We start from the raw sequence: 26,884 nt of genomic DNA on the forward strand, positions 1-26,884 counted from the left end.
GTGGATATGAAAACATCATGAATGTCACGGAAAATACCATGGTGTTATCCATCACATACCCCACGTTCGTGGGCAGCAATAGTCACATGGAGCAACTAGCCGAAAGATTAACAAAAAGCCCCTGATCTGCGTCAATAAAGGGATTTGCGACAGCAACATGCGGCAAGCGATGGCCACCATCTACACGATAGCATAATAGCTATTTCCCCCGCTCAACCCGCCATGGAGAGCCGATAACAAAAAACGATTTTCATATCCATGTTTTGCGTGACGCGAGCATAGCGTACCAACTAACGGCGCTACCAATATTGTGAGAAATTCATTAAAATAGACCCTCTACCTTTTTGATGTGACTTTTTTTGTGCGTGCCAGTACAATAAAAACAAAGCAGGTGTCTGGCTTTTTACCAACCCTAGCTACGCACCGAAAAAACTTCAGAACAAAATTCCAGGACGAACTTCCAGGACACACCCTTCCCAACCTCCAGAAATTTTTTGATTGCGAGCGCTAACGAAACATCTAAAAACGGTTAAACAATCCCCTAGAGAATTGTTGACATAACTGCTTTTACCTACTTCACCCATCCTGTCGTTTAATTTCTTCGCCACACCACCATGTGGCCAGATGCTTTGAGAAACGTAGTGAGAAGACATCATGGAAACTACCCCTGTCCGCGTCCTGCTCTATAGCCATGATTCCCAAGGTCTTGGGCATGTTCGACGCAACTTGACCATCGCCCACCACATCGCTGCCGCAATCCCCGCAGCAACGGGACACCCCGTCTCCGGCCTGCTCGTCTCAGGACTCGCCCCCGCCAGCGTGTTCCCGCTGCCACAAGGATTCGACTGGCTCACCATCCCTGGGATATCCAAAGGAAAAGACGGCTACCAGCCACGCAGCCTTGGCGAGCCAACCCACAACCTCATTCGGTTGCGTTCTGAACTGCTTAAATCCACACTGCTTTCCTTCGCCCCAGACCTGGTGATCATCGACCGGCACATCTACGGCGTGTGGAAGGAACTGTTCACCCCGCTCGAACAACTACGCACGGCACACCCCCACACCTCTGTAGTGTTGGGCCTACGCGAGGTGTTGGACGAACCCGCCGTTGCAGCCGCTGAATGGGAGGCACTGGGCAACCCCGAACAACTTTGCGACATTGTTGATGAAGTCTGGGTCTACGGCGACCCTGCCGTGCATAACCCCCTCAAAACCGGCGAAATCCCCGACTTTTTCACCGACCGCCTCCGCTTCACCGGCTACCTCGCCAACGGTCGGCGCGTCGCAGATCACGACACAGCCCTGGCACCCGAACCCTTCATCCTCACCACTGCGGGCGGCGGATCTGACGGCTACCACCTCCTTAAATCGGCCACGCGTATCAACTTCCCCGCTGGCCACCGCCACATCATTGTCACCGGGCCGCAACTTGAGGAACGAGCATTCAAACACATCGCCTCGCTGGCCGGGCCGAACACCGAGGTACACCACTCCTGGCCTGGACTGAGTACCCAAATTGCGCGAGCGTCGGCAGTGATCGCCATGGGTGGTTACAACACTGTGTGCGAAATCCTCTGCACTGACACCCCAGGGCTGCTGATTCCCCGTGAACACCCCAGACGTGAACAACTCATTCGCGCCGAATCTTTGCATGAGGCCCGAGCTATTGATTACCTGCGCGTGGGCGCGGTGAGCACCGACGCCCTGAGCGCCTGGGTTGCCGATGCCGTGCACCGCACTGTTGATCGGTCAAGTTTAGCCCGGGACGGGTTGAATGTTGCAGCGCACTACGCCACAGAACTGATAAATCACACTGATCTTGTTTCCACGGAAGGCAGCACCCTCAAATGACCCGCATCGGCTATGTACTCAAAGTGTATCCCCGGTTTTCGGAAACGTTTATTGTGACCGAAATACTGGCCAGAGAGGCACACGGCGATGACTTAAGCATTTACGCCCTTCGCCCCACGACTGATGCGCGCTTCCACCCGGAACTGGCCCGAGTACAGGCGGAAGTCACATGGATACCACGCCCTGCTCTTGCTATTGGATTGTGGGCGGAATTAGTGAACATCATTAAGCATCCCACCCTGCGCGACAATTTCCTGCGTATCCTCCCGGAACTGGTGGAACTACCCGCCGACGAGGTCGCCCAAGGCGTGGCGCTGGCACAATCCGTGCACAATGACGGCATCACCCATCTGCACGCGCATTTCGCCTCCCTGCCTGGCCGAATGGCCTGGATGGCCTCTAAAATCACTGGTATCCCCTACACCCTGACCACGCATGCCAAGGATATTTTCCACAAAAGCGTGGACTCCACCTGGCTACGGCGTATCTGCCGCGACGCAGACCGGGTGATCGCCATCAGCCAGTTCAACAAAACCTACCTGGATGAAGCACTAGCCGGGACGGGTGCCACCATTTCCCTGCGCTACAACGCCCTGGAGCTGGCTCGCTTCCCCTTCCACGAGCCCCTGCCCGTTTCCAATCCGCTGAAAATTGTCGCCATAGGCCGACTTGTTCCGAAAAAAGGATTCTCCGATTTAATTAACGCCGTGGCAAAAATGCGCGACAAAGGCTATCAAATTGATTTATCCATTGGCGGCGCAGGTGAATTGTATTCTGAACTTCAAGCACAAATTCTTGAGGAAAGACTTGAAGAATCCGCACGCCTTCTCGGGCCACTGAATCAACAGGAAGTTCGGAACCTGATTAAAAATTCCCACGTGTTTGTCGCCCCCTGTGTGCCTGCCGCCGACGGCAACATTGACGGACTCCCCACCGTGGTGCTGGAAGCAATGGCCTCCGGCATTCCCGTCATCGCCACCTCCGTGACCGGTTTGCCGGAGGTGATTCGCACAGGTGAGACGGGAATTTTGCTGGAGCCCAACGACGTCGATGGACTCGCCGCCGCCCTGGAAGACGTGATCAAAGGCAACGTGGACATCACGGCATTGACCCACAACGCCCGACAGCTCATTGAGGAGCATTTTGATAGCCGCCAGCAGGCTGCGCAGCTGTCCGAGTGGCAGCAATCCACTAAGGCGGAGGGGTAGGACTCAGCCATGCATATCGCCTATGTCTGCCTCGACCCCGGCATCCCCGTCTTTGGAACGAAAGGTGCCAGCGTACACATTCAGGAAGTGGTGCGCGAGTATCGACGCCGCGGGCACGACGTCACCGTCTATGCCACCCGTCGTGGGAGCGACGTCCCTGACGACCTCGCGGAACTGCGGGTCGTGGACGTTCCCATCACCACCCGCGACGAAGAGGAGCGGGAACGCGCCCAGCAGGCAGCATCTGCATCGGTATCCGACATGGTTCGCGCTGGGGGCTACGACCTTGTGTACGAGCGGTATTCCCTGTTCAGCACCGTCATCGCCGAGTGCGGAGTGCCGGGAATCCTGGAGGTCAACGCACCGTTGATTGACGAACAGCGGACACACCGCGTGCTCGTGGATGAGCAGGCCGCTGACGCGGCATTGCAGGAGCAGGTTCAGGCGGCGCTGGCCACAATCTGCGTCTCCGACCCCGTGCGCGACTGGGTGATCGCCCGCACGGAGGGGACGCGGGTGTTTACCGTGCCGAACGGCGTGAATGTGCACCGTATTACCCCACAGCCCGAATCACCCGGCGCGCCCGTGGTGACGTTCGTGGGCACACTCAAACCGTGGCACGGGGTGGATGTTCTGCTGCGTGCGCGCGCTCAGGCGCACAAAGATTGGCAACTACGCATTATTGGCGATGGCCCCATGCGTGCCGAACTCGATGATCTAGCCCGCTCTCTGGGCATTGATGTGGATTTCCGGGGCGCCGTGGCCCCCGACGTGATTCCGCAGCACATGGCGGGGACCGCCATCGGCGTGGCTCCTTACCCCGCCATGGATACCGATTCCGATCAATATTTTTCCCCGTTGAAAGTGTATGAGTACATGGCGGCGGGCCTGCCGGTGGTGGCGTCCCGGGTGGGACAGCTACCTGAGATTATGGGCGAGTCAGCGTATTTGGTGCCGCCGTCTGACCCGGAAGCGCTGGCAGAAGCACTAGATGCCCTGGTAGCCAACCCCGCCGAGCGAGCACAGGTGGGGTCGGATAATCGCAGGCAGGCGGAGCGTGAGCACAGCTGGGCCGGTACGGTGGACCACATTCTGGCCCACGCTGGTGTGAAGGAGGATGTTCCCCATGGTTAATGCTGCCCGGCACAGGGCTGTGCCGGATACCTCGCGTGCTGAACACCCTGACAACACAAAACACGCTGAGCAAACAACGTCAATGAGACGTACCCTCCGGCTGATTCGCCAGGATGTGGCACCAGAAAAGAAACTGATCGGTGCCGGCGTGGTGGCACTGTTGTGTGAGGTGTGCTTCCGGGTGTTGGAGCCTTGGCCGCTCAAGATCGTAGTGGATGCGTTGTCCGTATCCCTGGGCGCCAAAGTAGATGAACTATCTGCCACTCCTGCACTGCTGCTGACCTGTGGGGGCGCGCTGCTGGCCATTGTGGGTGCGCGCGCCCTGTCGAATTACCTGGCAACAGTGGCCTTTTCGCTGGTGGGTTCGCGTGCCGCGACGTCGTTACGCAGCCGGGTATTTAGCCACGTGCAGCGCCTTTCCCAGCAGTTCCACTCCCGCAACCGCAGTGCCGACACGGTGCAGCGTGTGGTCAGTGACGTGGCCAGGATGCAGGAAGTGGCGGTGACAGCGGGACTTCCACTGCTGGCCAACATGATTACCCTGCTGGTGATGCTGGTGGTGATGATCGTGCTGGATCCGCTGTTGTCGACGGTGGTGGTGATCGCCATGGTGCTGTTTTTTGTCACCTCCTCGGGGACGTCAAAGAAGATTGCGGATGCCTCACGTCGCACCCGCAAAGCCGAAGGCCGCCTGGCCAACACCGCGCAGGAATCCCTGTCCTCCATCAAGGTGGTGCAGTCCTACGGGCTGGAAGACCACATTGGGGAGCGTTTCGTGGACGCCAACCGCATCTCCCTCGACACCGGCGTGACGTCCCGACGACTGGCGGCGCGGTTGGAACGCACCACCGATGTGATCGTGGGCCTGGCCTCTGCAGCCGTGATGATCGGCGGCGCCTTTCGCGTGTTGGATGGTGCCATGACCTTGGGTGATTTGGTGCTGTTTACCACCTACCTGCGCACCACCATGAAGCCCCTGCGCGACATGGCCAAATACACCGGCCGCATCGCCCGCGCTAGTGCGTCTGGGGAACGCGTGGCAGACCTCATGGACATCCAATCTGACATTGTGAGTCCGCGACGTCCCGCCCGCCTGCATAAAGTCTTAGGTGAAGTCCGATTCATTGACGTCAACACCGCGTACGACGGCCACCCGGTGCTGCGTAACTTCAATCTGGACGTTGACCCGGGTGAGAACATCGCCATTGTGGGGCCGTCCGGTGCTGGTAAATCCACGCTGGTGTCCCTACTGGTGCGCGCCATTGACCCCACCTCCGGCACCGTCACCCTTGATGGACGGGCGCTGCCCACGCTGAATTTGGAGAAACTACGCTCCAACGTGTCCATCCTGCACCAGGAAGCCGTGTTGTTCGCGGGCACGATCCGGGAGAATATCCGCTTCGGGCGTTTCGACGCCACTGACGAGGAGATCGAGCAAGCAGCCCGAGCGGCGCACGCCCACAACTTCATCATGGAACTACCCGACGGGTACGACACCATCGTCGGCGAACGCGGCGGCACCGTCTCTGGCGGACAGCGCCAGCGCATCGCCATTGCTCGCGCACTCCTGCGTAACTCACCCGTTGTGGTGCTGGATGAGGCCACTACCGGCCTCGACCCCGAATCCGCCTCGCTGGTCATGGACGCCATCGAACAACTCGTTGCCGGCCGAACCACCCTTGCCGTCACCCACGACGCCGACGTGGCACTCCGCGCCGACCGCGTTGTGTGGGTGCAAGACGGCCAGGTGCTTCTCGACGGCTCGCCCGCCGAACTGCTTGCCACCAGCCAGGAATTCCGCGACTGGGTGGATGCCAGCAACCGCGCCACCATGGACATCAGGATTGAGGACTGACCATGCAGCAGTCCCCATCCCTTACCCGCGTCGCATTAGACACTGTGCTTGATCGCACCCGGCTGAGCGCTATGTGTGGCATGCCCGTTCGCGCCAGCCGCCTGCGTATCAAACCCGACACCTCCATTGTCATGGCATTGGTCAGTGTGGACGCAGGCACTCCCGTCGGGTGGGCGCGTCTCCTCTGGCCAGATAGCCGAGGCAAAGCCGACAAAGCAGAACACTGGGCTGGCCGACACGCACTGCGCCTTAGCTCAACGGAGACCGACAACGGGCTGATATTCCAACACGGAGAACTACTCACCGACGCCAAACTCGGGGCGTACCTCGTTGGCGACAGCGCCGCTATCACCAAGGCCCAACACGACGATGCCATCCTTCGCTACAATCCAGCCCGCAGGCTGGTCTACCGCAGCGACGAAGACACAACTGTGACCCGCATCGCTACTCAGGCAGACCCGATGGACATGAGCATTCACAAAGCCATCGCTGATATTGTTGCCACCCCCACCCGACTGGACGACGGCCGCAACCTGCACCGCAGCGTCCACACCCTTGTTGGCGATGGGGACCTCACCGTGTTCGGTGACATCAGCTCCACCTACGACGCGGGTGAGATGCTGGCGGAGCTGCACCGGGGCGTCGATACGCTGCCGCCACTTGTAGCCGCAGAGCTGCAGCAGCGCGGGAATGTTTTTGCGCAGACCGAACCAGGTGCCACACATGCACGTGTTCTCGACTACCTGTCACCCGATCTGGCTGCGGGCGTTCGGGACGTTGCGGGGAAAATCACGGACGATCGTGCTGCGCACTGCAGCACACCCCGACACACCGCACTTCTCCACGGCGACGCCTCGCCCGACCAGGTACTATTCCGACACAACGATGGTGCCCTCTGGCTCACCGACTTCGACCGGACGCACCTCGGCGACCCCGTAACCGACCTGGGCACCTACCTGTCTGTGGTAGACCAGCCCATCGGGGAAGCGTTTCTTGCGGGCTATGCGGCCGCAGGCGGCGCACTCCCCTCAGAGACCGACATCCGCCGCGCCACAGCACACGCCATGCTCATGCGCCTCGCCGAACCACTCCGCGCAGCCGAACCAGACTGGGAACAACGTATCAACGAGGAACTGGATCGCATAAAGGAGGTTCTACCATGACCGCACTCAGCGCACTTGCCACGGTGCCACGCATCCGCCGAGGCTGGCCGCACGTCGATGGCACGCTCACTTTTGAACAGCACGACGACAGTGGCCGCATCCGCGCCGGACGCATCAACCCCGATGGGAGCATCCACCACGCGGACTTTGCAGTCGACCCAGCACTGCCGTCCCTCGAACCGCCTGCCTCTGGGGATCTCGTTGTCCACCGCCTGGGCCGCCGCGCTGTGATCATCAACGACACATACGTGCGTAAATGCGTCCGCGATGGCAAGGCCACTGCACTGGCACGTGTCACCACCAAAGTCGGGCGACTCTGCGCTATCGCTGGGCTGGCATCGGCGCATGTAAAGAACGTGGACAATGCCCATGTTGACTTCTCCCGCGTCAATGGATCGACCCTACACAGCCTCGGGGAAGCAGGCGCGTCCGGCTGGTTGCATTTTGCAACAACATGGCCTGAGCTGGTCACTCAAGACGCAAATGACCTGCCCGAGCACGACGCCCACGCCGAAGCCACCGTGCTCACCCGCTGGTTAGAACTCGCCGAGCTTTTCGACGCCTTGCCAGAACTGCCTCGTTTCCGCGCAGTGGTGGAAAAAACCGCGCATGACTTGGTCGCAGGGCCAGCAGACCGCCCGCTGGTGCTGCACCGCGACCTCCACGACAAGCAACTCCTGTGGGACGGCTCCACACTCGGCGTGCTCGACGTGGACACTGCAGCACGCGGCGAAGTAGCCCTAGACCTGGGAAACCTGCTCGCGCACGCCGACCTACGACTAACCCAAAACATCTTCACCCCCAGCACCAGCGACACCATCGCAGGCCATGTGAATACTGTTGCCGCAGCGCTCAACGTCAACCCGGCGCGGCTTGAGACCTACCGCCGCGCCGCGCTCCTGCGGCTGGCCTGCGTATATGCTTTCCGCCCCACCTCGAAGGACTGGCTGCCCGGTTGGGTAGACACCTGCGTAACGTTGTGACCCTGAAAGGAACCATCATGAAAATTTCCGTCATTGGATGTGGCTATCTCGGAGCCGTCCACGCCGCGTGCATGGCCTCGCTGGGGCATGACGTTGTGGGTGTGGACACCGACGCTACGAAAATCGCTGCGCTGTCTGCCGGGCATTCACCGTTCTACGAACCCGGTTTTGAAGACGTATTGCGGGACTCCCTGGCCAGCGGACGGTTGCGTTTTGTCGCAGCACCAGCAACGGATGAACTTGCTGATGTGGATGTGCATTTCATTGCGGTGGGCACCCCACAATCCGCTGACAGCGGTGCCGCTGATTTGAGCTACGTGGATTCCGCCGCGGAGGCCGTCATCGCAGCCACGGGCACTGCCGACCATAACCCCGTGGTGGTGGGCAAATCCACCGTTCCGGTGGGCACCGCGCAGAACCTTGCCGACCGGCTTGAAGCGCACGGCATCACCCTGGTGTGGAACCCCGAGTTCCTGCGGGAAGGCTTCGCCGTGGCTGACACTTTGCACCCTGACCGGATTGTCTACGGCTTGTCCAATGACCCCGATCGCGCCCAGCTGGGCGAGAATGCACTGGACCAGGTGTACGCCACGATCCTTGCGGAAGACGTGCCGAAAATAGCCACCAACTACCCCACCGCCGAACTAGTGAAAGTGGCCGCTAACTCCTTCCTGGCCACCAAGATCAGCTTTATCAACGCCATGGCTGAACTATGCGAAGCCACCGGCGGGAATGTGACCAAGCTGGCGGAAGCCTTGGGGTATGACGCACGCATTGGGCATCGTTTCCTGCGCGCTGGCGTCGGATTCGGTGGTGGCTGCCTGCCCAAAGACATTCGCGCTTTTGTCGCCCGCGCCGAAGAGCTGGGTGTGCAGGAAGCTGTGTCGTTTTTGAAGGAAGTCGACTCCATCAACCAGCGCCGCCGAGATCGCGTGGTCTCGGAAGTACTGCGCAGCCTGAGCGGCAACGTGGACGGCGCACACGTCACGGTGCTGGGCGCCGCGTTCAAACCCAACAGCGACGACATCCGCGATTCACCCGCCCTGGAGGTTGCCCAGCGCCTGCATGACCTGGGCGCGGTAGTCACGGTGACCGACCCGAAAGCCCTGGACGCGGTGGCGAAAGTTCGCCCCGACCTGCCCACCGAAGCCGACCCGATCCGCGCGCTCACCGGCGCCGATGTGGTGGTGCTAGTCACCGAATGGGAGGATTTTGTGCAGCTTGACCCCGCGGAAGTTGCTGCAGTGGTGAACCGCCCCGCCATCATCGATGGCCGCAACGCCCTCAACCCGCAGCGCTGGCGCGACGCTGGGTGGGACTACTCCGGGCTCGGACGATACAACCACCACTAGTTAGGTCTCGGCGGAGGTGGGTGCGGCCGCCACCGGACTCATGCGCTGGCTGATCACACGCGTCACACCATCGCCGCGCATGGTCACACCATAAAGCACATTGGCCACATCCATGGTGGGCTTCTGGTGCGTGATCACAATCAACTGGCTGGTCTCCCGCAGATTCTCAAACAACGCGATCAGCCGACGCAGATTCGTGTCATCCAAGGCGGCCTCTACCTCATCCATCACATAAAACGGGCTGGGCCGTGCCTTGAAAATAGCCACCAGCATGGCCAACGCCGTCAGCGACTTTTCCCCACCAGACAGCAATGACAGGCGCTTGACCTTCTTACCCGGCGGCCGCGCCTCCACTTCAATACCAGTGGTGAGCATGTCCTCCGGCTCGGTCAACACCAACCGTCCTTGCCCGCCCGGGAACAAAGTGGAAAACACCTCCGGGAACGCAGCCTCCACATCGTGCCAGGCATCGGTGAACAACTGCAGGATCTTCGCATCCACATCCTCAATCACATCGTTGAGGTCGCGCCGGGCCTGCTCCACGTCGTTGAGTTGGTTGGCCAAGAACTCGTAGCGTTCCTCCAGTGCCTTGTATTCTTCCAATGCCAAGGGATTGACTTTGCCCAGCGCTGCCAAGTCTTTTTCCGCCTGTTTCAGGCGTGCCCGCTCGGCGTCCCGATCGAAATCCTCACCAGGGGCATAGTCAGCCATCAGGTCTTCGGCGGGCATGCCCAGCTGCTGTACCACCCGTTCTTGGGCTTCCTCGATGCGCACCTGCGCCTGGCTGCGCGCAATATCGGAGGCATGAGCGCTGTCGGTAAGCTTATTCAGCTGCATCTGCGCCGCATGCACGGCGTCTTTGGCCTGCGCAAGGCGCGAGGCAATGTCGTTTTTCTGGGCGTTCACCTCGTCACGATGCCGCGCTGCCTGCTCCGTCGCCTGCTCCACCCGCGTTGCGACGTCCCGCGCTCCCAGCTCTACGGTTCGCGCCAGCTCTGCCTGCGCCCGACGCTTGGCCATGGCCTGCTCGTGCCGCGCTCTAGCCTGCCGCTCATACTCAGCCTGCCTGCGCAAACTATCACCGCGCCCGCGCCGCTGCCCGGCGCGCTCCTCGGCGGTGCGCAGTGCTAGGCGCGCCTCCACGTCCATGGCTTTCGCCTGTGCGAGTGCCGCAGCGGTGGTATCGCGGGCTTCGGTGGAGGGCTCATCATCTTGAGCGTCGTCATCAACCCGGGCAAGGCGGTCAAGAGTATCCTCAAGCTGGGTTGACGTCTCTTCCACGCGGGCTTCCGCAGTGGCGACACGCCCCATCATCTTTTGTTGGTTCGTCTCTGCGTAGCGCACTTCCCTGTCGAGCCGTGACGCTTCGGCGTCAAGGGTGCGCGATAGTCCGTCGTGGTCGCGGAGAGCGGCGGTGGTGGCTGCGGCATGGACGCGGGCGTCGTCAGCCGCCTGACGTGCACCTTCGAGGGTGCCGGACAATTCGGACAGTTTAGTTGTCAGCTCGTCAAGTTCGGTGCGGGAGGCTGCGATCTGTGCGGCGTTCTCCACGGGGCTGGGCGCACCAGTGCCCAGGCTGATCCACCCGGCCCCCACGAGGATGCCGTCGAGTGTGACGGCTCGCAGTCGGGGGTCGGTGTCCACCAGGGCACGCGCGGTTGTGAGGTTGGGTGTGAGCGCGACGTCGACAAGCAGCCGGGTGAGCGGTGCCTGCACTGAGGCATCGAGTATGAGGTGGTCGAGCAGCCAAGTGCAGCCGGTGGGGAGGGTGGCGTCGAGACGCCACGGGTCGGCGGTGGTGCCCTGGTGGATGAGTGTGGTGCGGCTGATGGTGTCCGCCGTCAGCGCTGCGGTGAGGTCGTCGGTGATGTGCCCGGCGAGTGCGGTGGCGGCCTCCTCCAACGCCGCCGTGACGGCTTGTTCCGTGCCGGATTCCACCTGCATGAGGTCGGCGATGCCGGTGAACGTCCCGAATTTTTCCACCACCTCAGCCGCATCGGCAACGGGTGCTGTGTTCTGCAGGGTGTCGATGCGGGATTCCACCCGGGAGATGGCACGCTCCAGGTCTCGCTCCTCAGCCCGCAGCTGCTCGAAACGCTGCTCAGCGGCCTGCGCTTCCTGGTCTGCGCGGTCCGATGCCTCGGCAAGCGGCTCGCGCTCATCCTTCAGCGACTGCTGCTTCGCCGCAACCTCCGCAGACTCCCCCTTCACGCGGGCCAGCGTTTCCGCCGTCTCCTCCAGTTGCTCCGATAGCTGCTCAACCTCCGTCTGCGCGGCGCTCAACTGTGCACGCAGGGATTCCTCGGCGGCCAGCAGGCGAACCACTCCCTCACGGCGGTCCGCAATGGCCCGGACCTGGGCCAAATGCTCACGGTCGGCCTCGCGGGCAGCGGCTTCCCGCTCTTCCACTTCCTCCCTGATGGCATCGAGGCGTTCGCGAGCCACCTCAACGGCCTCATCCAATTCCCGCTGCTCCTCGTCGGCGGCATCGGCCTGGCGTTCCAGGTCATCCGGGTCAGGGCCCTGGTAGGCGGGCTCGGTCCCCTGACTCGACGCGCGATCAGCAGCAATACGAATGGTGGCGCTGACGCGCTCCGCCAACGCCGACAATTCAAACCACAGCTTCTGCGCCGCCTCTGACTCAGCAGTAATGGCGGTCAACGCAGCATCTAATTCCAGCTGTGTCTCCGTGGATTCTTCCAACACCTGCGTCACCGATGTGACCTGCTCGGCCAGCATCTCGGCTTTCGACGTCGCGGAGCTCAGCGATTCCGACAAGCGCACCAACTCATCCGCCGCCAGCTTCAGGCGCGCATCCCGCAGCTCGGCCTGCACTGTCTGTGCCCGGCGCGCCGCCTCAGCCTGGCGTGCCAGTGGCTTCAACTGGCGGCCAAGTTCCGTGGTGAGGTCCGTCAGACGATCCAGGTTCGCCTGCATGCCCACCAGTTTGCGCTGCGCCTTTTCCTTACGACGGCGGTGTTTGAGCACGCCAGCCGCCTCTTCGATAAAAGCGCGGCGTTCCTCAGGGCGGGATTCCAGGATTTGCGACAGCCGCCCCTGCCCCACAATCACATGCATTTCGCGGCCAATACCGGAATCGCTCAGCAATTCCTGAATGTCCATCAGGCGAGCACGGGCGCCGTTAATTTCGTATTCGCTGGCTCCATCGCGGAACATGCGGCGCGTCACCGAAACTTCGGAATAATCAATGGGCAGAGCACCATCGGAGTTATCGATGGTCAACGTCACTTCCGCTCGTCCCAGAGGTTTGCGATCCCCCGCACCGGCGAAAATAACATCCTCCATTTTGCCGCCGCGCAGTGTTTTCGCGCCCTGCTCCCCCATCACCCACGCCAAGGCATCCACCACATTGGATTTGCCAGACCCATTCGGCCCCACCACGGCGCAAATGCCCGGCTCGAATTTCAGAGTCGTTGACGACGCAAAAGACTTAAATCCCCGCAGCGTCAAAGATTTCAAATGCACCGGTAAATACTAACATTGATGTGACTTGACACCGGGGAGGCGTGAAGAGGCTTTCACGGCTGATTGTGATCCGTCAACGAACCTCAAACCCTGACACACCGCGCGCCGTCGACCACTGGTCAATCACCGAGGTCACGTGCCCCGGCCGCCCGGTTGATGACGGGTTTTCCATCAATAATCCCAACATGGCCACACATTGCGGGCGGTCTCCCTCCACCACCACGCATACCCGGCCATCTGGGTAATTTGTGGCCGAACCGGAAAGTCCGAGTTCCAGTGCCTCGCTGCGCACCCACCAGCGGAAACCCACATGTTGCACGGTGCCGTGCACCCAGGCTGTCATTCGAAGTGTCTCCATAGTCCCAGTGTAAGCAACCTCAGCGTAGGCAAGCACCACATGAGCAACTGCAAGCCTATGATCGAAAGTGAACCCCCACGTTCCTTTTGTTGGGCACACACCAGAAAGGCCCACCCCTCATGTCACGCACTCATCTCCTTGCCACCGGCCGCGCCTTCCTCTTTGATATGGACGGCACCATCCTCGATTCCAACGCCATTGTGGAAAAACTATGGCGGGTATTTGCCAAGCGCCACAACCTCGACGCCGACGACATTCTCAGTTTTTCCCACGGGCGCCCCTCCATCACCACCATCGCACATTTCCTGCCGGACCTATCGGCGGATGAGCACCAACACCTCAGTGACGAACGCACAGCTGAGGAAATCCGCATCACCAGCGGCATCGTGGCAATTCCTGGTGCCGTGGCGTTCTTTCAACAGCTAGACCAGCTGGGCGTGCCGTACGCGGTGGTCACCAGCGCCACCGCCGACCTGGCGCGAACCCGCATCGTGGCGGCGGGGCTTCCCATCCCCGACGTGTTGGTCACCCCCGAGACGATCACCCAAGGTAAACCCAACCCCGAGGGTTACCTCACCGCAGCATCGCAGCTAGGGGTTGCCCCTAGCCAGACTGTTGTTTTCGAAGACGCCGACGCGGGCATTACCGCAGGCATTGCCGCCGGGGCTCAGGTGGTGGTTGTGGGGTCTGCCACGCGGCATGACGACCGCATGCAGGCGCATCCGCATATCCCCGACTTCCGTGGTGTTACTGTCGACGCCCTCGGCGACGGTACGTTCACCGTCGCCACCCCGTAGCGCATCTAGGCGCTGGTATCGGCCGATGTTTCCTTATCACGCCAGGTGATGGGGTCCGTGCCGTCCCAGCATTCCATGCCGTCCCAGCCCTTCAGCCCCGGAACATCATCACGATGGAATACCGGGTTGATACCCTGGGCGCGCTGCTTGGAGAAATTCCGCAGCACGGCAATGGCCACCCCGCCCAGCGGGATCAACGCGATCAAATTCACCGTTGCCATGAACCCGGAGAAGGTATCCGCCAGCGACCACACCAAAGGCACTGACCCGATGGCACCACCGAACACGCACAGCGCCACAACTGCGCGGAAAATGTTTAGGTACATGCGGTTCCTGGTCAGGAACTCAATATTCGCCTCGCCGTAGTAGTAGTTGCCGATCACGGAGGAAAACGCCAGGAACAAAATCATCACCGTGAGGAAGTGCACGCCCCAGCCGCCGACGCTGTCCGCCAGTGCGTTCTGGGTCAGTGCAATGCCGCCTTCAGAATCCGACCCGACCCGATCCGACAGCAGAATAATAAATGCTGTGACCGAGCACACCACGATCGTGTCAAAATACACGCCCAGCGTTTGGATCAGGCCCTGCTTCGCCGGGTGTGACACCGATGCCGTTGCAGCAGCATTGGGTACTGAACCCATACCGGCCTCGTTAGAGAACAGTCCGCGCTGCGCCCCCTTCAATACCACTTGGCCCAGCGCCGCGCCCGCGAATTGTTCAATGCCAAATGCATGCTCCACAATGGTCCCGATCATGCCAGGAACGTGTTGAATGTTCAGCACCACCACGATCAGCCCCACCGCAATATAACCCACGGCCATGATCGGCACGATCACCTGGGTCACGGTGGCGATGCGCTGTACACCACCGAAAATGATCAGCGCCGTGAACAGGGCCAACACCACGCCCACGATAATCTTGATGCGCATGGCGTTGGTGCCCTCAGGGTCGAAGGAATTAGCAATCGATCCCGCAATAGAGTTGGATTGCACCGCATTAAACACAAAGCCGTAGGTAACAGTGATCAGCACTGCAAACAGCACCGCCAACCAGCGCCATCCCAGCGCCTTGGTAATGTAGTAGGCCGGTCCACCTCGATAGGAATCCTTATCCCGCACCTTGTACACCTGCGCCAAGGTGGATTCCACAAAGGAGGTAGCACCACCAATGATCGCTAACGTCCACATCCAGAACACAGCACCTGGACCACCCGTCGCGATGGCCAACGCCACCCCCGCAACATTGCCAGTACCCACACGAGATGCAGCTGAAATGGTAAACGCCTTGAACGCGGAAATGCCCTTCTGGCCAGATTCCAGTTCAGACGGCGGTTCTGCGACCGCCTTGAACATGTCTGGAATATAGCGCAGCTGTACCACCACGGTGCGGACACAGAAGTACAGGCCAGCCCCCACCAGCAAGAACAGGACAAAAATCCAGTATTTTTCGTTGAACAAATCAATCTTGTCTGTCAGCGCATCCATAAAAACATACCTTAGCTGCCCCCAGTGATGAATATGCAAGATATCAATATTCTTTTTGACATGTCGGGCAGAAATGGCTGCCCCTATTCATGAACTCCTCTCGCACAATTGCGTCGCCGCACCGCGGGCATGGCTTGCCCTGCTGCCCATACGCGTTCAACGACACGTCAAAATACCCCGACTCACCATTGACGTTGACATATAAGTCATCAAAGCTTGTACCGCCTTGCAGCAACGCATGCTCCATCACCGATTGCCCTGCCTCTAACAGCGACACCAACCGCGAAGTTGCTATTTTCGACGCCCGCTGCCTTCCATGCAGCCCCGCCTGCCACAGCATCTCATCAGCATAAATATTGCCGATCCCGCTAACCACGCGTTGATCCAACAACACGCGCTTAACCTCTGTGTCCTTCTGCTTTACCGCGCGCGCCAGGTCGCTCAGGTCCAACGTCGGGTCCAGCAAATCCGGCGCAATGTGCGCAATCGACGCTGGAATGCGCTGATGAGCTGAGGGAACCGGGGCGTCGATAAGCGGCACTACCGACCAATAACCAAACGTACGCTGATCCACAAACCACAGTTGGTTGCCGTCATCAAGATGAACCCGCGCACGCAGGTGACGGTGCGTTGCCTCCTCCGGCCCCTTCATCAGCATCTGCCCGCTCATACCCAGGTGCACCAGCAGCGCCTCATCCCCCAAGACCAGCCACAGGAACTTCCCACGACGCTCCACGGCCTGCACCACCGCGCCGTCGAGACGCTTCTCGACGTCCCTCGGGGTGGTGTTATGCCGCGCGGCACGGGGATGCAAAACCTCAGGCCCCACCAACGTCCTGCCCTGAACATGCTGCTCAAGGCCGCGACGGACAACCTCAACTTCGGGAAGCTCAGGCATCCGGCAGCGTGGTCACATTATCCCGCAGGGCATGAAACGCCACACGCGCCGCCTGCTGCTCCGCCTGCTTCTTACTAGGCCCCTTCCCCGTACCCAGCTCAGCTTCATCCACGCGGGCGATCGCCGTGAACACCAAATCATGGTCCGGCCCAACCGAGGATGTCTCATATTCAGGCTGCGGCAGCCTCCGCTCTGACACCAAATTCTGCAACGCCGTCTTCCAGTCCGCATGCAATCCCTGCGCAGAGGCGTGATCAATCTTGTACTTGAACAAGCGCAAAATCACCTCGCGGGCCGTATCAAACCCATGCTCCAGGTACACCGCGCCGAAAATCGCCTCGGTGGTGTCCGCCAAAATGGAGTCTTTATCCTGACCATTCGTGGCGCGCTCCCCCTTACCCAACAAAATATGCTGACCAAGGCCAATCTCTCGGGCAATATCCGCGAGGCCATAACGGCTGACCATGCTAGCGCGCATCTTGGAAATATCGCTCTCTGGGCGATCTGGGTACTGGCGGTACAACTGGTCCGCCACCGACAAGCCCAAAATGGAATCGCCCAAAAACTCGAGGCGTTCATTGTGCGGCAGCATGCCATTCTCGTAGGCGAAAGAACGATGCGTCAGCGACAGCATGAACAAATCCTCGCGGATGCGCACGCCTAGACGCTCAAAAAGTGGCTCATGGTCAACCGACTCAAATGCCTCGCGCAGCACCTGCTGGCCATCAACGCGCCTCTTGCTGCCCTTACTCCGGCTCACTTGAACTTCTCCAAACCAGCCCAGCGGGGATCTACACGATCCTGATTTTCCTCGCCCGAAATGCCATCCGGCGACGGGACATCATTATCCTCGCACTCCTCGCCGAGAATATCCTCACACGTGGGGTTAAACGGCAACTCCAAGACCGCGGCATCAATGAAGGTCTGCAGAGTATCCAGGCGATCATTGACGATGGCGGGAACCTCGTCATCCTCAGGGTCAACAGCATCGCCCTGGATAAACGACTCCGATGCGGAAAACACCTCATTGAACTTGAAGGAACGCTCCGCACTCAAATCCCTCAAGCACCGCGAACATTGCCCCGTCAGCGGGGCGGTCACCGTCGCATCGACCATGACGCCCTCGCCCAACGGGGTTAACGTGGCATCCACCGTGACCTCGGCACCCTCATCCACGGCGATCATGGGCACGCCAACACGCACCGGCGACTGGCCCGTGTTGGACTCTTGAACAGGCAAACCAGGGCCGCGCAACAACCCGGCCACATCAAAAACAAAAGGTGAAGTCATGATTCTATGAATCGTACCCGTAATCCTCAGTCTCGTACTCATCGCGCTTGTAGTCGCTGGAGGAATACTCTTTAGACGAGTACTCGCCGGCGCCACTGTACTCACCAGAGCTGTACTCGCCCTCCTGCATGCCCCGGCCCGACACACCAGCGCCCCTGCGCAGTGCCGCGCGGTCCTTGGACACAGTGCGAAGTGCCGACGACAACAAATCCTCAAACTCGGAAAGCTTCTGGTCCACGAACGTATCGCACTCCCCGCGCAGGCGATTCGAGTCCGCATGGGCGGACGACACAATACGGTGAGCCTCCTCGTTTGCGCGGCGCACCACCTCAGCCTCGCTGACCAGGCGATGCTGCTCCGCAAGGCCCTCATCCACGCTGCGCTGATACGACTCATTACCACTGGACACCAAGCGCTCGGCCTCCGCGCTCGCGCGGTTAACCATATCCTGGGCGTCACGCTGAGCATTGTGCATCACGCGATCAGCCTCTTCCTTCGCCTTGGCCACCATCGCATGCGCGCGATTCTCCGCGTCCCCCAACATCACGTCCGCATCGTGGCGGGCACGCTCTAGCAGCTCCTGCGCATCCCCCTCGGCGCGTTCAACCAGGCCATTTGCGTGATCATGTGCTTCTTCGATGATCTGGTCCTTGTTATCCAAGACGTCCTGTGCATCGTCGATTTCGACGGGGAGGGCGTCGCGGAGGTCGTCGAGAAGCGCGAGGAATTCATTACGCGGCACCATACAGTTAGCCGTCATAGGCACGCCATACGCCTGCTGGACAGTTTGCTGAAGTTCATCGAGATTCTCAAAAACACGATACATGCTCACCAGGCTACCCCCGAAAAGGCACTCAACTGCGGAAGACACCCTGGTAGGCGTTTCGCGCAGACAAGAACATGCAAAGTTTGCTTACGTTCAGGCCCAGGAATGCCTTGTTTTCGAGCTTGAGGATAAGCATACTTTCATGCTTGTTTACACACCTGATGGTAGATCTTCTTCTACGCAAACGTGTCGAGGGCGCCGTGATCTATGAGCCGCGATCTATGAAATGTACGCTCGGTCCGCCCAACGCGTACATTTCATAGACCACACCGTTGTTCAAAGCATAAAAGAAAACCTGCCGTCCAGCGCACCGGAAGGCAGGTAATGCGAATGTCTTCTAAAGGCTAGATGACACCCTGGGCAAGCATGGCGTCGGCAACCTTCTTGAAGCCAGCGATGTTGGCACCGATCACGTAGTCACCGTCATGGCCGTATTCCTTGGCGGTTGCGGCACAGGTTTTGAAGATGTTGCTCATAATGTCGTGGAGGCGCTTGTCGGTGTAGTCGAAGCTCCAGGAGTCACGGCAGGCGTTTTGCTGCATTTCCAACGCGGAGGTAGCCACTCCACCAGCGTTGGCTGCCTTGCCGGGGCCGAAGTGGATGCCACGTTCGCGGTACACCTCAATGGCATCGGCGGTGGAAGGCATGTTGGCGCCCTCAGCAACGAACTTGCAGCCATTGTCAGCAAGGGTGCGAGCTGCGGCGCCATCGAGCTCGTTTTGGGTGGCGCAAGGCAGTGCGATGTCGCAGGGAAGCTCCCAGATGGAGCCTTCGGGGTGGTAGGTCGCGCTTTCCACCTCGTCAGCATAGGTGGAGACGCGCTCACGGCGAACTTCTTTAACGTCCTTGAGTTTTGCAACGTCAACACCGTTGGGGGTGTGCACCCAGCCGGAGGAGTCAGAGAAGGCGATAACGGTTGCGCCGAGTTCCTGGGCTTTTTCGATGGCGTAGATGGCCACGTTGCCGGAGCCGGACACAATAACCTTTGAGCCTGTGAATTCAGCGCCGTGAGCCTTCAACATTTCGTTGGTGAAGTAGGCCAAGCCGTAACCGGTGGCTTCGGTGCGCACGAGGGAGCCACCCCAGGTCAGGCCCTTACCGGTGAGCACACCGGATTCGTGCTTGTTGGCGAGGCGTCGGTACTGGCCAAACAGGTAGCCGATTTCGCGGCCACCAACGCCGATGTCACCGGCGGGCACGTCGCGGTATTCGCCGATGTGACGGTGCAGTTCAGTCATAAAGGACTGGCAGAAGCGCATGATTTCGGCATCGGACTTGCCCTTCGGGTCGAAGTCGGAGCCGCCCTTGCCGCCACCGATGGGCAGGCCGGTGAGGGAGTTTTTGAAGATCTGCTCGAAGCCCAGGAACTTGATGATGCCCAGGTTGACGCTGGGGTGGAAGCGCAGGCCGCCCTTGTAGGGGCCGAGCGCGGAGTTGAACTGGACGCGGAAGCCGCGGTTGACCTGGACATCGCCGTTGTCGTCAACCCACGGAACGCGGAAGATCAACTGGCGTTCCGGTTCGCACAGACGCTGGATGAGACCGTAGTCGGCGTAGTGCGGGTCTTTGTTCAAGACAATTTTGAGGGAGTCGAGTACTTCTGCGACGGCCTGGTGAAATTCGGGTTCGCCAGCGTTGCGCTTCAGCAGCATGTCGTAGTAGCTGGACACCTGTTCATCAACGGACATGTTATTTTTCCAATCTCCTCGCACACCCACCGGGATGTTCCTGCGTGCGGCTAGGTTTAAAAAGCTTGGTTTAAAAAGCTCGGTTCAACAGTTTGGGGCCGATTTATATTTTTCGTTTCCTTCTTGCCTCATGCAAGTCAAGCGGGCCTGCGGGAACGCACGCACCGACACGAGTTTTCTGTCATTCACTAGTTTTTCGCTGGTGGGGCGCGCGTCATGTCACCCCAGTAGCAACGCTGTTATATCTATCACATAGTAGAAATATCCACCGGAGTGGGTCTGTCCGTGCCACCCAGTAGCTTGCGCGGAGCGTCGAAAAGCATGACGTCCGGCATGGAATACCCCAGCGGGACGGGGGCACAGCGCACGCGGTCGCGGGAAACCGCACCAAGTTCTGAAAGCACCAGGTCAATCACCGTCGGGTTGTAGGTCATGAACATGTGTCCACCGTGGTTGTCAGGGCACACATCCTGCACCACAATGTTATCTACATCCGCGTTCTGACCAGCGTGAATAGCGGCGTTGTGACCCTCCGGCATCATCTCATCAAACCGCGTGGAAATGGTCACGTGCCGAACACCAGGAACCGTTTCTGCTGGGGTGTTCAAGCGCTGGTTGAATTCCGAATCCGTCATCAGCTCGTTCAACGCGGGCGAGAGCAAACCAAAGCTCCCCACCACGTCGTGCAGCCACGGAAACGTCTGGGCAAGGTGCGCCAACCCATAGAAATTCCCTCCCCGCGTGGGCGACGCCAACCCAATCCACTTGTGGGTTGCCGCAGCATGGGCGGGGTCGCTGTGCATCCAGTAGCGCGTCACCGTCGCACCTTGGGAAAACCCCACAAACACCACCGACTCCGCCCCGGAAGAACGCCGTGCCGCCGCAACGGTCTGGTCAAGCTGCTCCGCGGACTGCTCAATCGGCGCCCAGCCAAAACCCTTATCGGGTGCCGGACCAGCACCGTAATCAAACCCGTACGTACACCATCCCGCCTGAGCAATAGCGGCTCCCAACTGCGAATAATCCGCGTACATGGTGGTGTCCGTGCCATGCACCAACACGACCGCTTGCTTATGCTGTGGCGTGACCCGGCAATCCGGGTCATTCACCCCCTGCGGTACCACCGGCTGATCCTTATGCTCCACGCGATACTTATACGCCTCAGCCAGCGTGTGGAACATCGGCCCCTCCACCTGACCCTGAACGTGATGCGGCTGGGCGCGCACCAAAGGTGGCATGACCACCGCCGCCACGATCAGCACTGTCACCAGAATCCTTGCAGTCGTCGTGCGCATGAGCATTGCGGTACCCCACTTAATTCATTGCAGGAAACTAACTACACACCGTCCAGCGTATCGTCACGTATCCTGAACACAACTTTCCCCCACCCCCACGCCCGAGGACCTCCTCCATGACCACAATTGTTATCGCACCGGACGCTTTCAAAGGAACCGCTACCACCCACGACGCCGCCGCTTACCTCGCCGAAGGCATCGCCGAGGCATTGCCTGATGCCGAGCTGGTGCTGGTGCCCATGGCCGACGGTGGCGAGGGCACTGCGAGCTGTTTCGACGGTACCCCCGTCACGCTTCCTACCACCGACGCGGCGGGCCGACTCACTGAAGCCACCTACATGTTCAACGACGGCGACGTGGCGGAAGCCTACATTGACGTCGCCGCAGCCAGTGGCCTGCCCGCCGTTGCCGACCATCCCGTACCCCTCACCGGCGACACCTACGGAACCGGCGTGCTTATTGCCGACGCCGTGACACGCGGCGCACAACGCATCATTCTGGGCCTCGGAGGCACTGCCACCGTCGACGGCGGCACCGGGATACTTGTTGCACTAGGCGCAACTCCGCAGGATAAGGCCGGTCATCCGCTGCGACCAGGCGGAGGTTCACTCACCGAACTCGCGGGTTTTGACACTGCTCAACTCAACATTCCCGCCGCGGCCGTCGAATGGGTGCTACTCACCGACGTCACCAACCCCGCCACCGGCCCCGATGGCGCAGCAGCCGTGTTCGGGCCGCAAAAAGGCGCAACGCCGGAGGACATCACACTTCTCGACGCCGCGCTCACCCAGCTCTGCGACATCTGCGAAGTGGACCCCACCACCCCAGGCTTCGGTGCCGCTGGTGGGCTGCCCATCGGAATAACGTGGCTGTCCACACTTATGCATGGCAATCATTCCCACATTCATGTGCTGCCCGGCGCACGCATGGTCGCCGAATCGGTGGGCCTCCCCGAGCTGATCCACTCCGCCGACCTGGTGGTCACGGGTGAGGGAAGGTTTGATAAGCAATCCACGCGCGGCAAGGTGGTGGGTACGGTGCTCGATATGGCCGTCGCCGCCGATGTCCCAGTGGTCGTTGTGGCCGGGTCATTCCAGGAAAAAATTGCTGGTCAGGGGGTAAGTATGGTGGAACTCTCCGATAATCCAGATGCGAAAGCGCAGCTTGTTGAGGCCGGACGCCGGATCGCTGCGGCGTTGCCTCAGCAATAGACGCGGTATGGTGCGTGGGATCGGGGGCTGTCGGGGCGTCGAGAAGCGATAAGGTAGTGGGTATGTCTGACCATCTCCACGCCCGCCCCACTCCGCTTGTGACCATGGCGGACGGCACTATCAAGCAGATCAACCCGTTCAGCGGAACCGAAGTGTGGACCGTGCCTGGTCGTGGCAACCGTCCGCTCTCGGTGCCTGCGGCAACCCCCCAGCCGCTGGGGCCTGATGCGCACACCGCGACCTGCGCGTTCTGTTCGGCAAACAAGCTGTCCACCCCGCCGGAGAAATCCCGCATGGTGCAGGACGCGCGCGGGACGTGGAGTATTCAACGCGGGCTGCTACCGGCTGAGTTAGACAACAGCGTCGCGGAATTTCGGCGCGTACCCAACCTGTTTGAAATCGTCTCCTACGACTACTGGCAGGCCAACTATGGTTTTGAGATGCACCCCGATGTGGCGGAGTTCATGGAGAAATACCTGAGCGATCCACAAGGCCGCGAACATGTGCTCACCATTGTGCGCACCAAACTCGCTGCTGCCGGTAAAGACAGTAGTGAACTCAGCGACAAGGAACTGCTGGACCAGGCGGGTGGTTTTTTCGCGGGTGGACACGATGTGATCATCGGTCGTAGGCACTACGTGGACGGCGCGGAATACGACAACCAACTGGCTTCCTCCGGGACACTCACCCCCGAGGAACATGAACAGTTCATCCGCTTTACCCTCGACTCGTTGGAAGACCTCTACGCCAAAAACCGCTATGTTCCGTACGTGGCGGTGTTCCAAAACTGGCTGAAACCCGCCGGCGCATCCTTCGACCACCTGCACAAACAACTCGTCTCTATTGACGAACGCAGTGTCCAAGCCGACTTTGAAATCGAACGCCTTCGCGCTAACCCCAACATGTTCAACGAATGGGCCGTAGATTACGCCGGGTATCACAACCTCATCATCGCCGAAAACGACCATGCTGTTTGCTTCGCCGGGTTCGGGCACCGCTACCCCACCCTGGAGGTCTACTCCAAGTCCGCCGCAGCCGAACCGTGGCTGCACACGGCCGAGGAAATTCGCGCCATGAGCGATCTCATCCACGCCTGCCACGCCGCCGCTGGACCCGACGTACCCTGCAATGAGGAATGGCACCACAAGCCCATCGACCTGGACATTCCCATGCCCTGGCGCGTCATGATTAAATGGCGCGTTTCGACGCTCGCTGGATTTGAGGGAGGTACGAAAATCTACCTGAACACCGTCTCCCCCTTTGACATTCGCGACCGCATGGTCAGCCAGTTCTACGCGCTGCGTGACGAAGGAGCCATCTCCCCCAACATTCGCATAGCCACCGAATGCCGCGTTGACCGCAACAGCCTGAAATACAATCCCGTGCTGAGGTGAGTGGCATGGTTAAGGACGCAGCCGACAACACGGTGGATGGTCGTCGGTCCCGGCGAGCTAAAACCGACGACAAACTCGCAGCGACCGTGCGGGAACAGCTCAACGACATCGGCTTTTCCGCCATGACCATCGAAGGCGTGTGTGCGGCCAGCGGCGTGGCCAAAACAACCGTGTACCGCCGGTGGAAATCCAAGGCAGAAATGGTTTTTGAGCTAGTTCTTCATGGAGCTGAGGATGAGTTTCCTGACACAGGATCTTTGGCTGGCGACGTTCGCGCACTGGCCGAGATGACCGTGAATTTCACCGCCAGCGACATGTCCCAGAAAGTCCTTCCTGGGTTTTTGGATGCCGTCGCGGCTGACCCCGAGATGCGTCAACGACTCCGCGATGCCTTTGTCACTCCCACCACCGAGCACATCGCGGCAATAATTGACCGCGCCAGCGCGCGAGCCGAACTCACACCGGACACCGTGGTGGATGTTGCTGTGCTCCACGCCGCGTTGTTGGGTATCCCCTACGCATCCGTGCACATGCTGGGAGAGACTGACACTGAGGTGCTAACTAACCAGTTGGCTGAGCACATGCTGCGCTCGCTGGGAGTCGGCTAAGAGGGCTGCTTATAGGGGTCAGGCAGGCACAGGGGCTTGCACGCCCGAGCAGATATAGCTACGCTACGTAGCGTAACTATTTATGGCCTATGAAAGGACACTCTCAAGCCATGCGCGCAGCACAATTCACCTCCTACAACGGACCGCAGGCACTCCACCTCGGCGACATCACCACACCGAACATCACCCCACGACAAGTCCTCGTCAGGGTTGCCGGGTCAAGCGTCAACCAGATGGACGTTCTGGAACAGGAAGGAAAAATGAAGCTCTTCACCGGACGCTCCTTCCCCATCGGCACCGGCGTGGACTTTGCTGGAACCATCAGCGCTGTCGGGGCGCACGTCAGCGGATATAAGGTTGGCGACCGCGTGTGGGGCTACGTCGGGTTCCGACGCCCCGGCACCAGCCTCGCCGCCGCCGACTACATCGCCGTCTCCCCACATTGCCTCTCCCCAGCGCCCACCACCATTCCCCTGGTCGAAGCAGCCGCCCTCCCTTTGGCTGGACTCGCCGCACTCAAAGGGTTCGCTGGGCTAAAAGCTGGTGAAAAAGTACTGGTAATCGGCGGCAACGGCGGCGTGGGATCAACCGCCATCCAGGTTGCCCTGGCATTGGGTGCCGAGGTTGATGCAGTGACAGGGGCTGAAGAGGGCATCGCAAAGCACGTAGGTGCAGGGCAAACCTTCAGCTATCACATCACCCCACCCAGCTCGATCCCTGGCAGGTACAGCTTCATCTTGGACACCGCAGGCATCAACCTTCTGCCCTACCGTGCGCTTCTGGCACCCGGCGGGCGCTTTACGACGGTCGCGCCCGCCGTGATGGATGTGCTCCGGTCGCTGGTGAGGCGCGGGCCGCGCATTCGGATCGTCTCTGCTGGTGCCAACCCCACAGGGCTAGCGTGGCTGGCGCAGAAAGTTGATTCAGGTGAGATTCGGCCCGTGATCGGCGGCATCTATCCTGCGGAACAAGTACGGGACGCCTACCGTGCCTACAGTGCCGCAGAATCCGCGCACGGAAAACTGGTTATATCGTGGGAGGATTAAGCGGCTGCCGTGGCTGCTTTGCGGGTAATAAATCGCCGATTTTGAATGTGCGGCCAAGTGCCAGGGCACATAAGGCACTCACAATAGTCGCCGCCAGCATTACGACATACGGGTACATCTGCGTCAAATCTGTGCCGGTGGCTTCTATAGAAATATTCACCACAGCATGAATAGCCGTAGCAATCAGGACTCTGTGCGTCCACGAACCTGTCCACAGTGCGGCCATAATGACGTCCAACAACACTGCGGAGGCCACAAACAAAATCACCGGAAGAACGCCTACGTCGAAATACTGAAGGTGGCACAAACCAAAGAACACACCGTTAATAACCACACTTGGCCACGGACCCAACTTCGCCGCCAACGCTCGATACATGATGCCACGGAAACCTACCTCCTCACACCACGAGCCAAATATAAAACCAATACACACGGCCACAACTGCTATAGGTTTAGGCCAGTCATGGACAACAAACGGGGTATAGCCAGGTGTGGCGAGGAGTACTAGCGTGAGGACATACACAAGGGACGATAACGCGGTGGCGATCCAGGCCTTTTTGGTTAAAGCTGTGGTGGCTCGGGGCGCATCTGGTGGAAACCACGACGGCACACTGAGTTTACATAAGGCTGCTGCAGCAAACGGGCCAACCATGACCAGCGGCAAGACCTGAAATGGAATGTTGGTGAACGGCTGAACAGCCCCCAGCAACAAGGTAATCGGAGCCATAATCACAGCCCACAAAAGTGCGAGTGCGTAGGGTTTGGGGTTACGAGGTTCCTTCTGATCGTACGTTTCTTGCCAATCGCGCCCTGATGCCATAATGATCTACCTTTGATTGTCCTTTTCGAGATTCTCCGGCAGCCAAGCTTAAGGAAGAACAGAGAATCTAAAACCAAAGGTAGAATGGGGTCTACCCCGTTGGGGTAGACCTAGCTTTCCCAGAAAGAATAGAAAAC

General features: G+C 59.9%; 22 protein-coding genes. 12 read left to right on the plus strand and 10 right to left on the minus strand.

Translation table 11 applies throughout. The features are described from left to right. The first annotated feature begins 654 nt into the window (after nt 1-654). Genes CDUR_RS08325 through CDUR_RS08355 form a run of 7 tightly spaced genes read left to right on the plus strand, consistent with a single transcriptional unit; the run spans nt 655 to nt 9,546 of the window. A complete protein-coding gene (locus CDUR_RS08325) occupies nt 655-1,851 on the plus strand; it encodes a glycosyltransferase family protein (RefSeq protein ID WP_179417844.1) in 1,197 nt (398 codons plus the stop codon). Next, on the plus strand, nt 1,848-3,059 hold the full coding sequence (locus CDUR_RS08330) for a glycosyltransferase family 4 protein (RefSeq protein WP_179417845.1): 1,212 nt from the start codon (nt 1,848-1,850) through the stop codon (nt 3,057-3,059). The genes CDUR_RS08325 and CDUR_RS08330 overlap by 4 nt, the downstream gene beginning before the upstream one ends. Nucleotides 3,060-3,068: 9 nt before the next feature. Beyond that, nucleotides 3,069-4,193, plus strand: a complete 1,125-nt coding sequence (locus CDUR_RS08335) for a glycosyltransferase family 4 protein (RefSeq protein ID WP_179417846.1) — start codon at nt 3,069-3,071, stop codon at nt 4,191-4,193. Then, nucleotides 4,186-6,048 carry an ABC transporter ATP-binding protein gene (locus CDUR_RS08340; protein ID WP_233452923.1) on the plus strand — a complete coding sequence of 621 codons (1,863 nt, stop codon included), beginning with the start codon at nt 4,186-4,188 and terminating at the stop codon, nt 6,046-6,048. Before CDUR_RS08335 ends, CDUR_RS08340 begins: the two co-directional genes overlap by 8 nt. A gap of 2 nt (nt 6,049-6,050) precedes the next feature. Further along, nucleotides 6,051-7,211, plus strand: a complete 1,161-nt coding sequence (locus CDUR_RS08345; RefSeq protein WP_179417847.1) for a phosphotransferase — start codon at nt 6,051-6,053, stop codon at nt 7,209-7,211. After that, nucleotides 7,208-8,194 (plus strand): phosphotransferase, encoded by a 987-nt coding sequence (locus CDUR_RS08350; protein WP_179417848.1) that lies wholly within the window; start codon nt 7,208-7,210, stop codon nt 8,192-8,194. Before CDUR_RS08345 ends, CDUR_RS08350 begins: the two co-directional genes overlap by 4 nt. A gap of 17 nt (nt 8,195-8,211) precedes the next feature. Then, nucleotides 8,212-9,546, plus strand: coding sequence for a UDP-glucose dehydrogenase family protein (locus CDUR_RS08355; protein ID WP_179417849.1), 1,335 nt, complete (start codon nt 8,212-8,214; stop codon nt 9,544-9,546). Here the strand turns inward: CDUR_RS08355 and smc are convergent, their stop codons facing one another. After that, a complete protein-coding gene (gene smc / locus CDUR_RS08360) occupies nt 9,547-13,032 on the minus strand; it encodes a chromosome segregation protein SMC (protein WP_179417850.1) in 3,486 nt (1,161 codons plus the stop codon). A gap of 73 nt (nt 13,033-13,105) precedes the next feature. Beyond that, nucleotides 13,106-13,390: an acylphosphatase gene (locus tag CDUR_RS08365; protein ID WP_040360366.1), complete on the minus strand. Its 285-nt coding sequence runs from the start codon at nt 13,388-13,390 to the stop codon at nt 13,106-13,108. Between the two features lie 119 nt (nt 13,391-13,509). Between CDUR_RS08365 and CDUR_RS08370 the strand changes: the two genes are divergently transcribed. After that, nucleotides 13,510-14,187, plus strand: coding sequence for an HAD-IA family hydrolase (locus tag CDUR_RS08370; RefSeq protein WP_179417851.1), 678 nt, complete (start codon nt 13,510-13,512; stop codon nt 14,185-14,187). A gap of 5 nt (nt 14,188-14,192) precedes the next feature. On the opposite strand, the gene CDUR_RS08375 is transcribed toward CDUR_RS08370, so the two are convergent. The 7 genes from CDUR_RS08375 to CDUR_RS08405 all read right to left on the minus strand — a co-directional run bounded on the left by CDUR_RS08375 (nt 14,193) and on the right by CDUR_RS08405 (nt 21,668). After that, nucleotides 14,193-15,671, minus strand: coding sequence for an alanine/glycine:cation symporter family protein (locus CDUR_RS08375; RefSeq protein ID WP_179417852.1), 1,479 nt, complete (start codon nt 15,669-15,671; stop codon nt 14,193-14,195). Nucleotides 15,672-15,714: 43 nt separating this feature from the next. Then, a complete protein-coding gene (gene mutM, locus CDUR_RS08380) occupies nt 15,715-16,569 on the minus strand; it encodes a bifunctional DNA-formamidopyrimidine glycosylase/DNA-(apurinic or apyrimidinic site) lyase (RefSeq protein ID WP_179417853.1) in 855 nt (284 codons plus the stop codon). Beyond that, nucleotides 16,562-17,329 (minus strand): ribonuclease III, encoded by a 768-nt coding sequence (gene rnc, locus CDUR_RS08385; protein ID WP_179417854.1) that lies wholly within the window; start codon nt 17,327-17,329, stop codon nt 16,562-16,564. The genes mutM and rnc overlap by 8 nt, the downstream gene beginning before the upstream one ends. Then, nucleotides 17,326-17,859, minus strand: coding sequence for a YceD family protein (locus CDUR_RS08390; RefSeq protein WP_179417855.1), 534 nt, complete (start codon nt 17,857-17,859; stop codon nt 17,326-17,328). Before CDUR_RS08390 ends, rnc begins: the two co-directional genes overlap by 4 nt. Nucleotides 17,860-17,863: 4 nt before the next feature. Next, the gene (locus CDUR_RS08395) at nt 17,864-18,685 is read right to left on the minus strand and encodes a DivIVA domain-containing protein (protein ID WP_179417856.1); all 822 of its coding nucleotides are present in this window, start codon (nt 18,683-18,685) and stop codon (nt 17,864-17,866) included. A gap of 344 nt (nt 18,686-19,029) precedes the next feature. Next, nucleotides 19,030-20,373, minus strand: a complete 1,344-nt coding sequence (gdhA, locus tag CDUR_RS08400) for an NADP-specific glutamate dehydrogenase (protein WP_006063781.1) — start codon at nt 20,371-20,373, stop codon at nt 19,030-19,032. Between the two features lie 248 nt (nt 20,374-20,621). Continuing rightward, on the minus strand, nt 20,622-21,668 hold the full coding sequence (locus CDUR_RS08405; protein ID WP_179417857.1) for an esterase/lipase family protein: 1,047 nt from the start codon (nt 21,666-21,668) through the stop codon (nt 20,622-20,624). A gap of 116 nt (nt 21,669-21,784) precedes the next feature. Between CDUR_RS08405 and CDUR_RS08410 the strand changes: the two genes are divergently transcribed. From CDUR_RS08410 to CDUR_RS08425, 4 genes are all read left to right on the plus strand, one after another. Then, a complete protein-coding gene (locus CDUR_RS08410) occupies nt 21,785-22,879 on the plus strand; it encodes a glycerate kinase (protein WP_179417858.1) in 1,095 nt (364 codons plus the stop codon). Nucleotides 22,880-22,941: 62 nt separating this feature from the next. Beyond that, on the plus strand, nt 22,942-24,273 hold the full coding sequence (locus CDUR_RS08415; protein ID WP_179417859.1) for a DUF4921 family protein: 1,332 nt from the start codon (nt 22,942-22,944) through the stop codon (nt 24,271-24,273). Nucleotides 24,274-24,278: 5 nt separating this feature from the next. Continuing rightward, nucleotides 24,279-24,881 (plus strand): TetR/AcrR family transcriptional regulator, encoded by a 603-nt coding sequence (locus tag CDUR_RS08420; protein ID WP_179417860.1) that lies wholly within the window; start codon nt 24,279-24,281, stop codon nt 24,879-24,881. A 110-nt stretch (nt 24,882-24,991) separates the two neighbouring features. Further along, nucleotides 24,992-25,927: an NAD(P)-dependent alcohol dehydrogenase gene (locus tag CDUR_RS08425; protein WP_179417861.1), complete on the plus strand. Its 936-nt coding sequence runs from the start codon at nt 24,992-24,994 to the stop codon at nt 25,925-25,927. On the opposite strand, the gene CDUR_RS08430 is transcribed toward CDUR_RS08425, so the two are convergent. Then, nucleotides 25,908-26,747 carry a CPBP family intramembrane glutamic endopeptidase gene (locus CDUR_RS08430; protein ID WP_179417862.1) on the minus strand — a complete coding sequence of 280 codons (840 nt, stop codon included), beginning with the start codon at nt 26,745-26,747 and terminating at the stop codon, nt 25,908-25,910. The genes CDUR_RS08425 and CDUR_RS08430 overlap by 20 nt on opposite strands. Nucleotides 26,748-26,884: the final 137 nt, after the last annotated feature.

This window comes from Corynebacterium durum (assembly GCF_030408675.1).
GTDB lineage: Bacteria > Actinomycetota > Actinomycetes > Mycobacteriales > Mycobacteriaceae > Corynebacterium > Corynebacterium durum.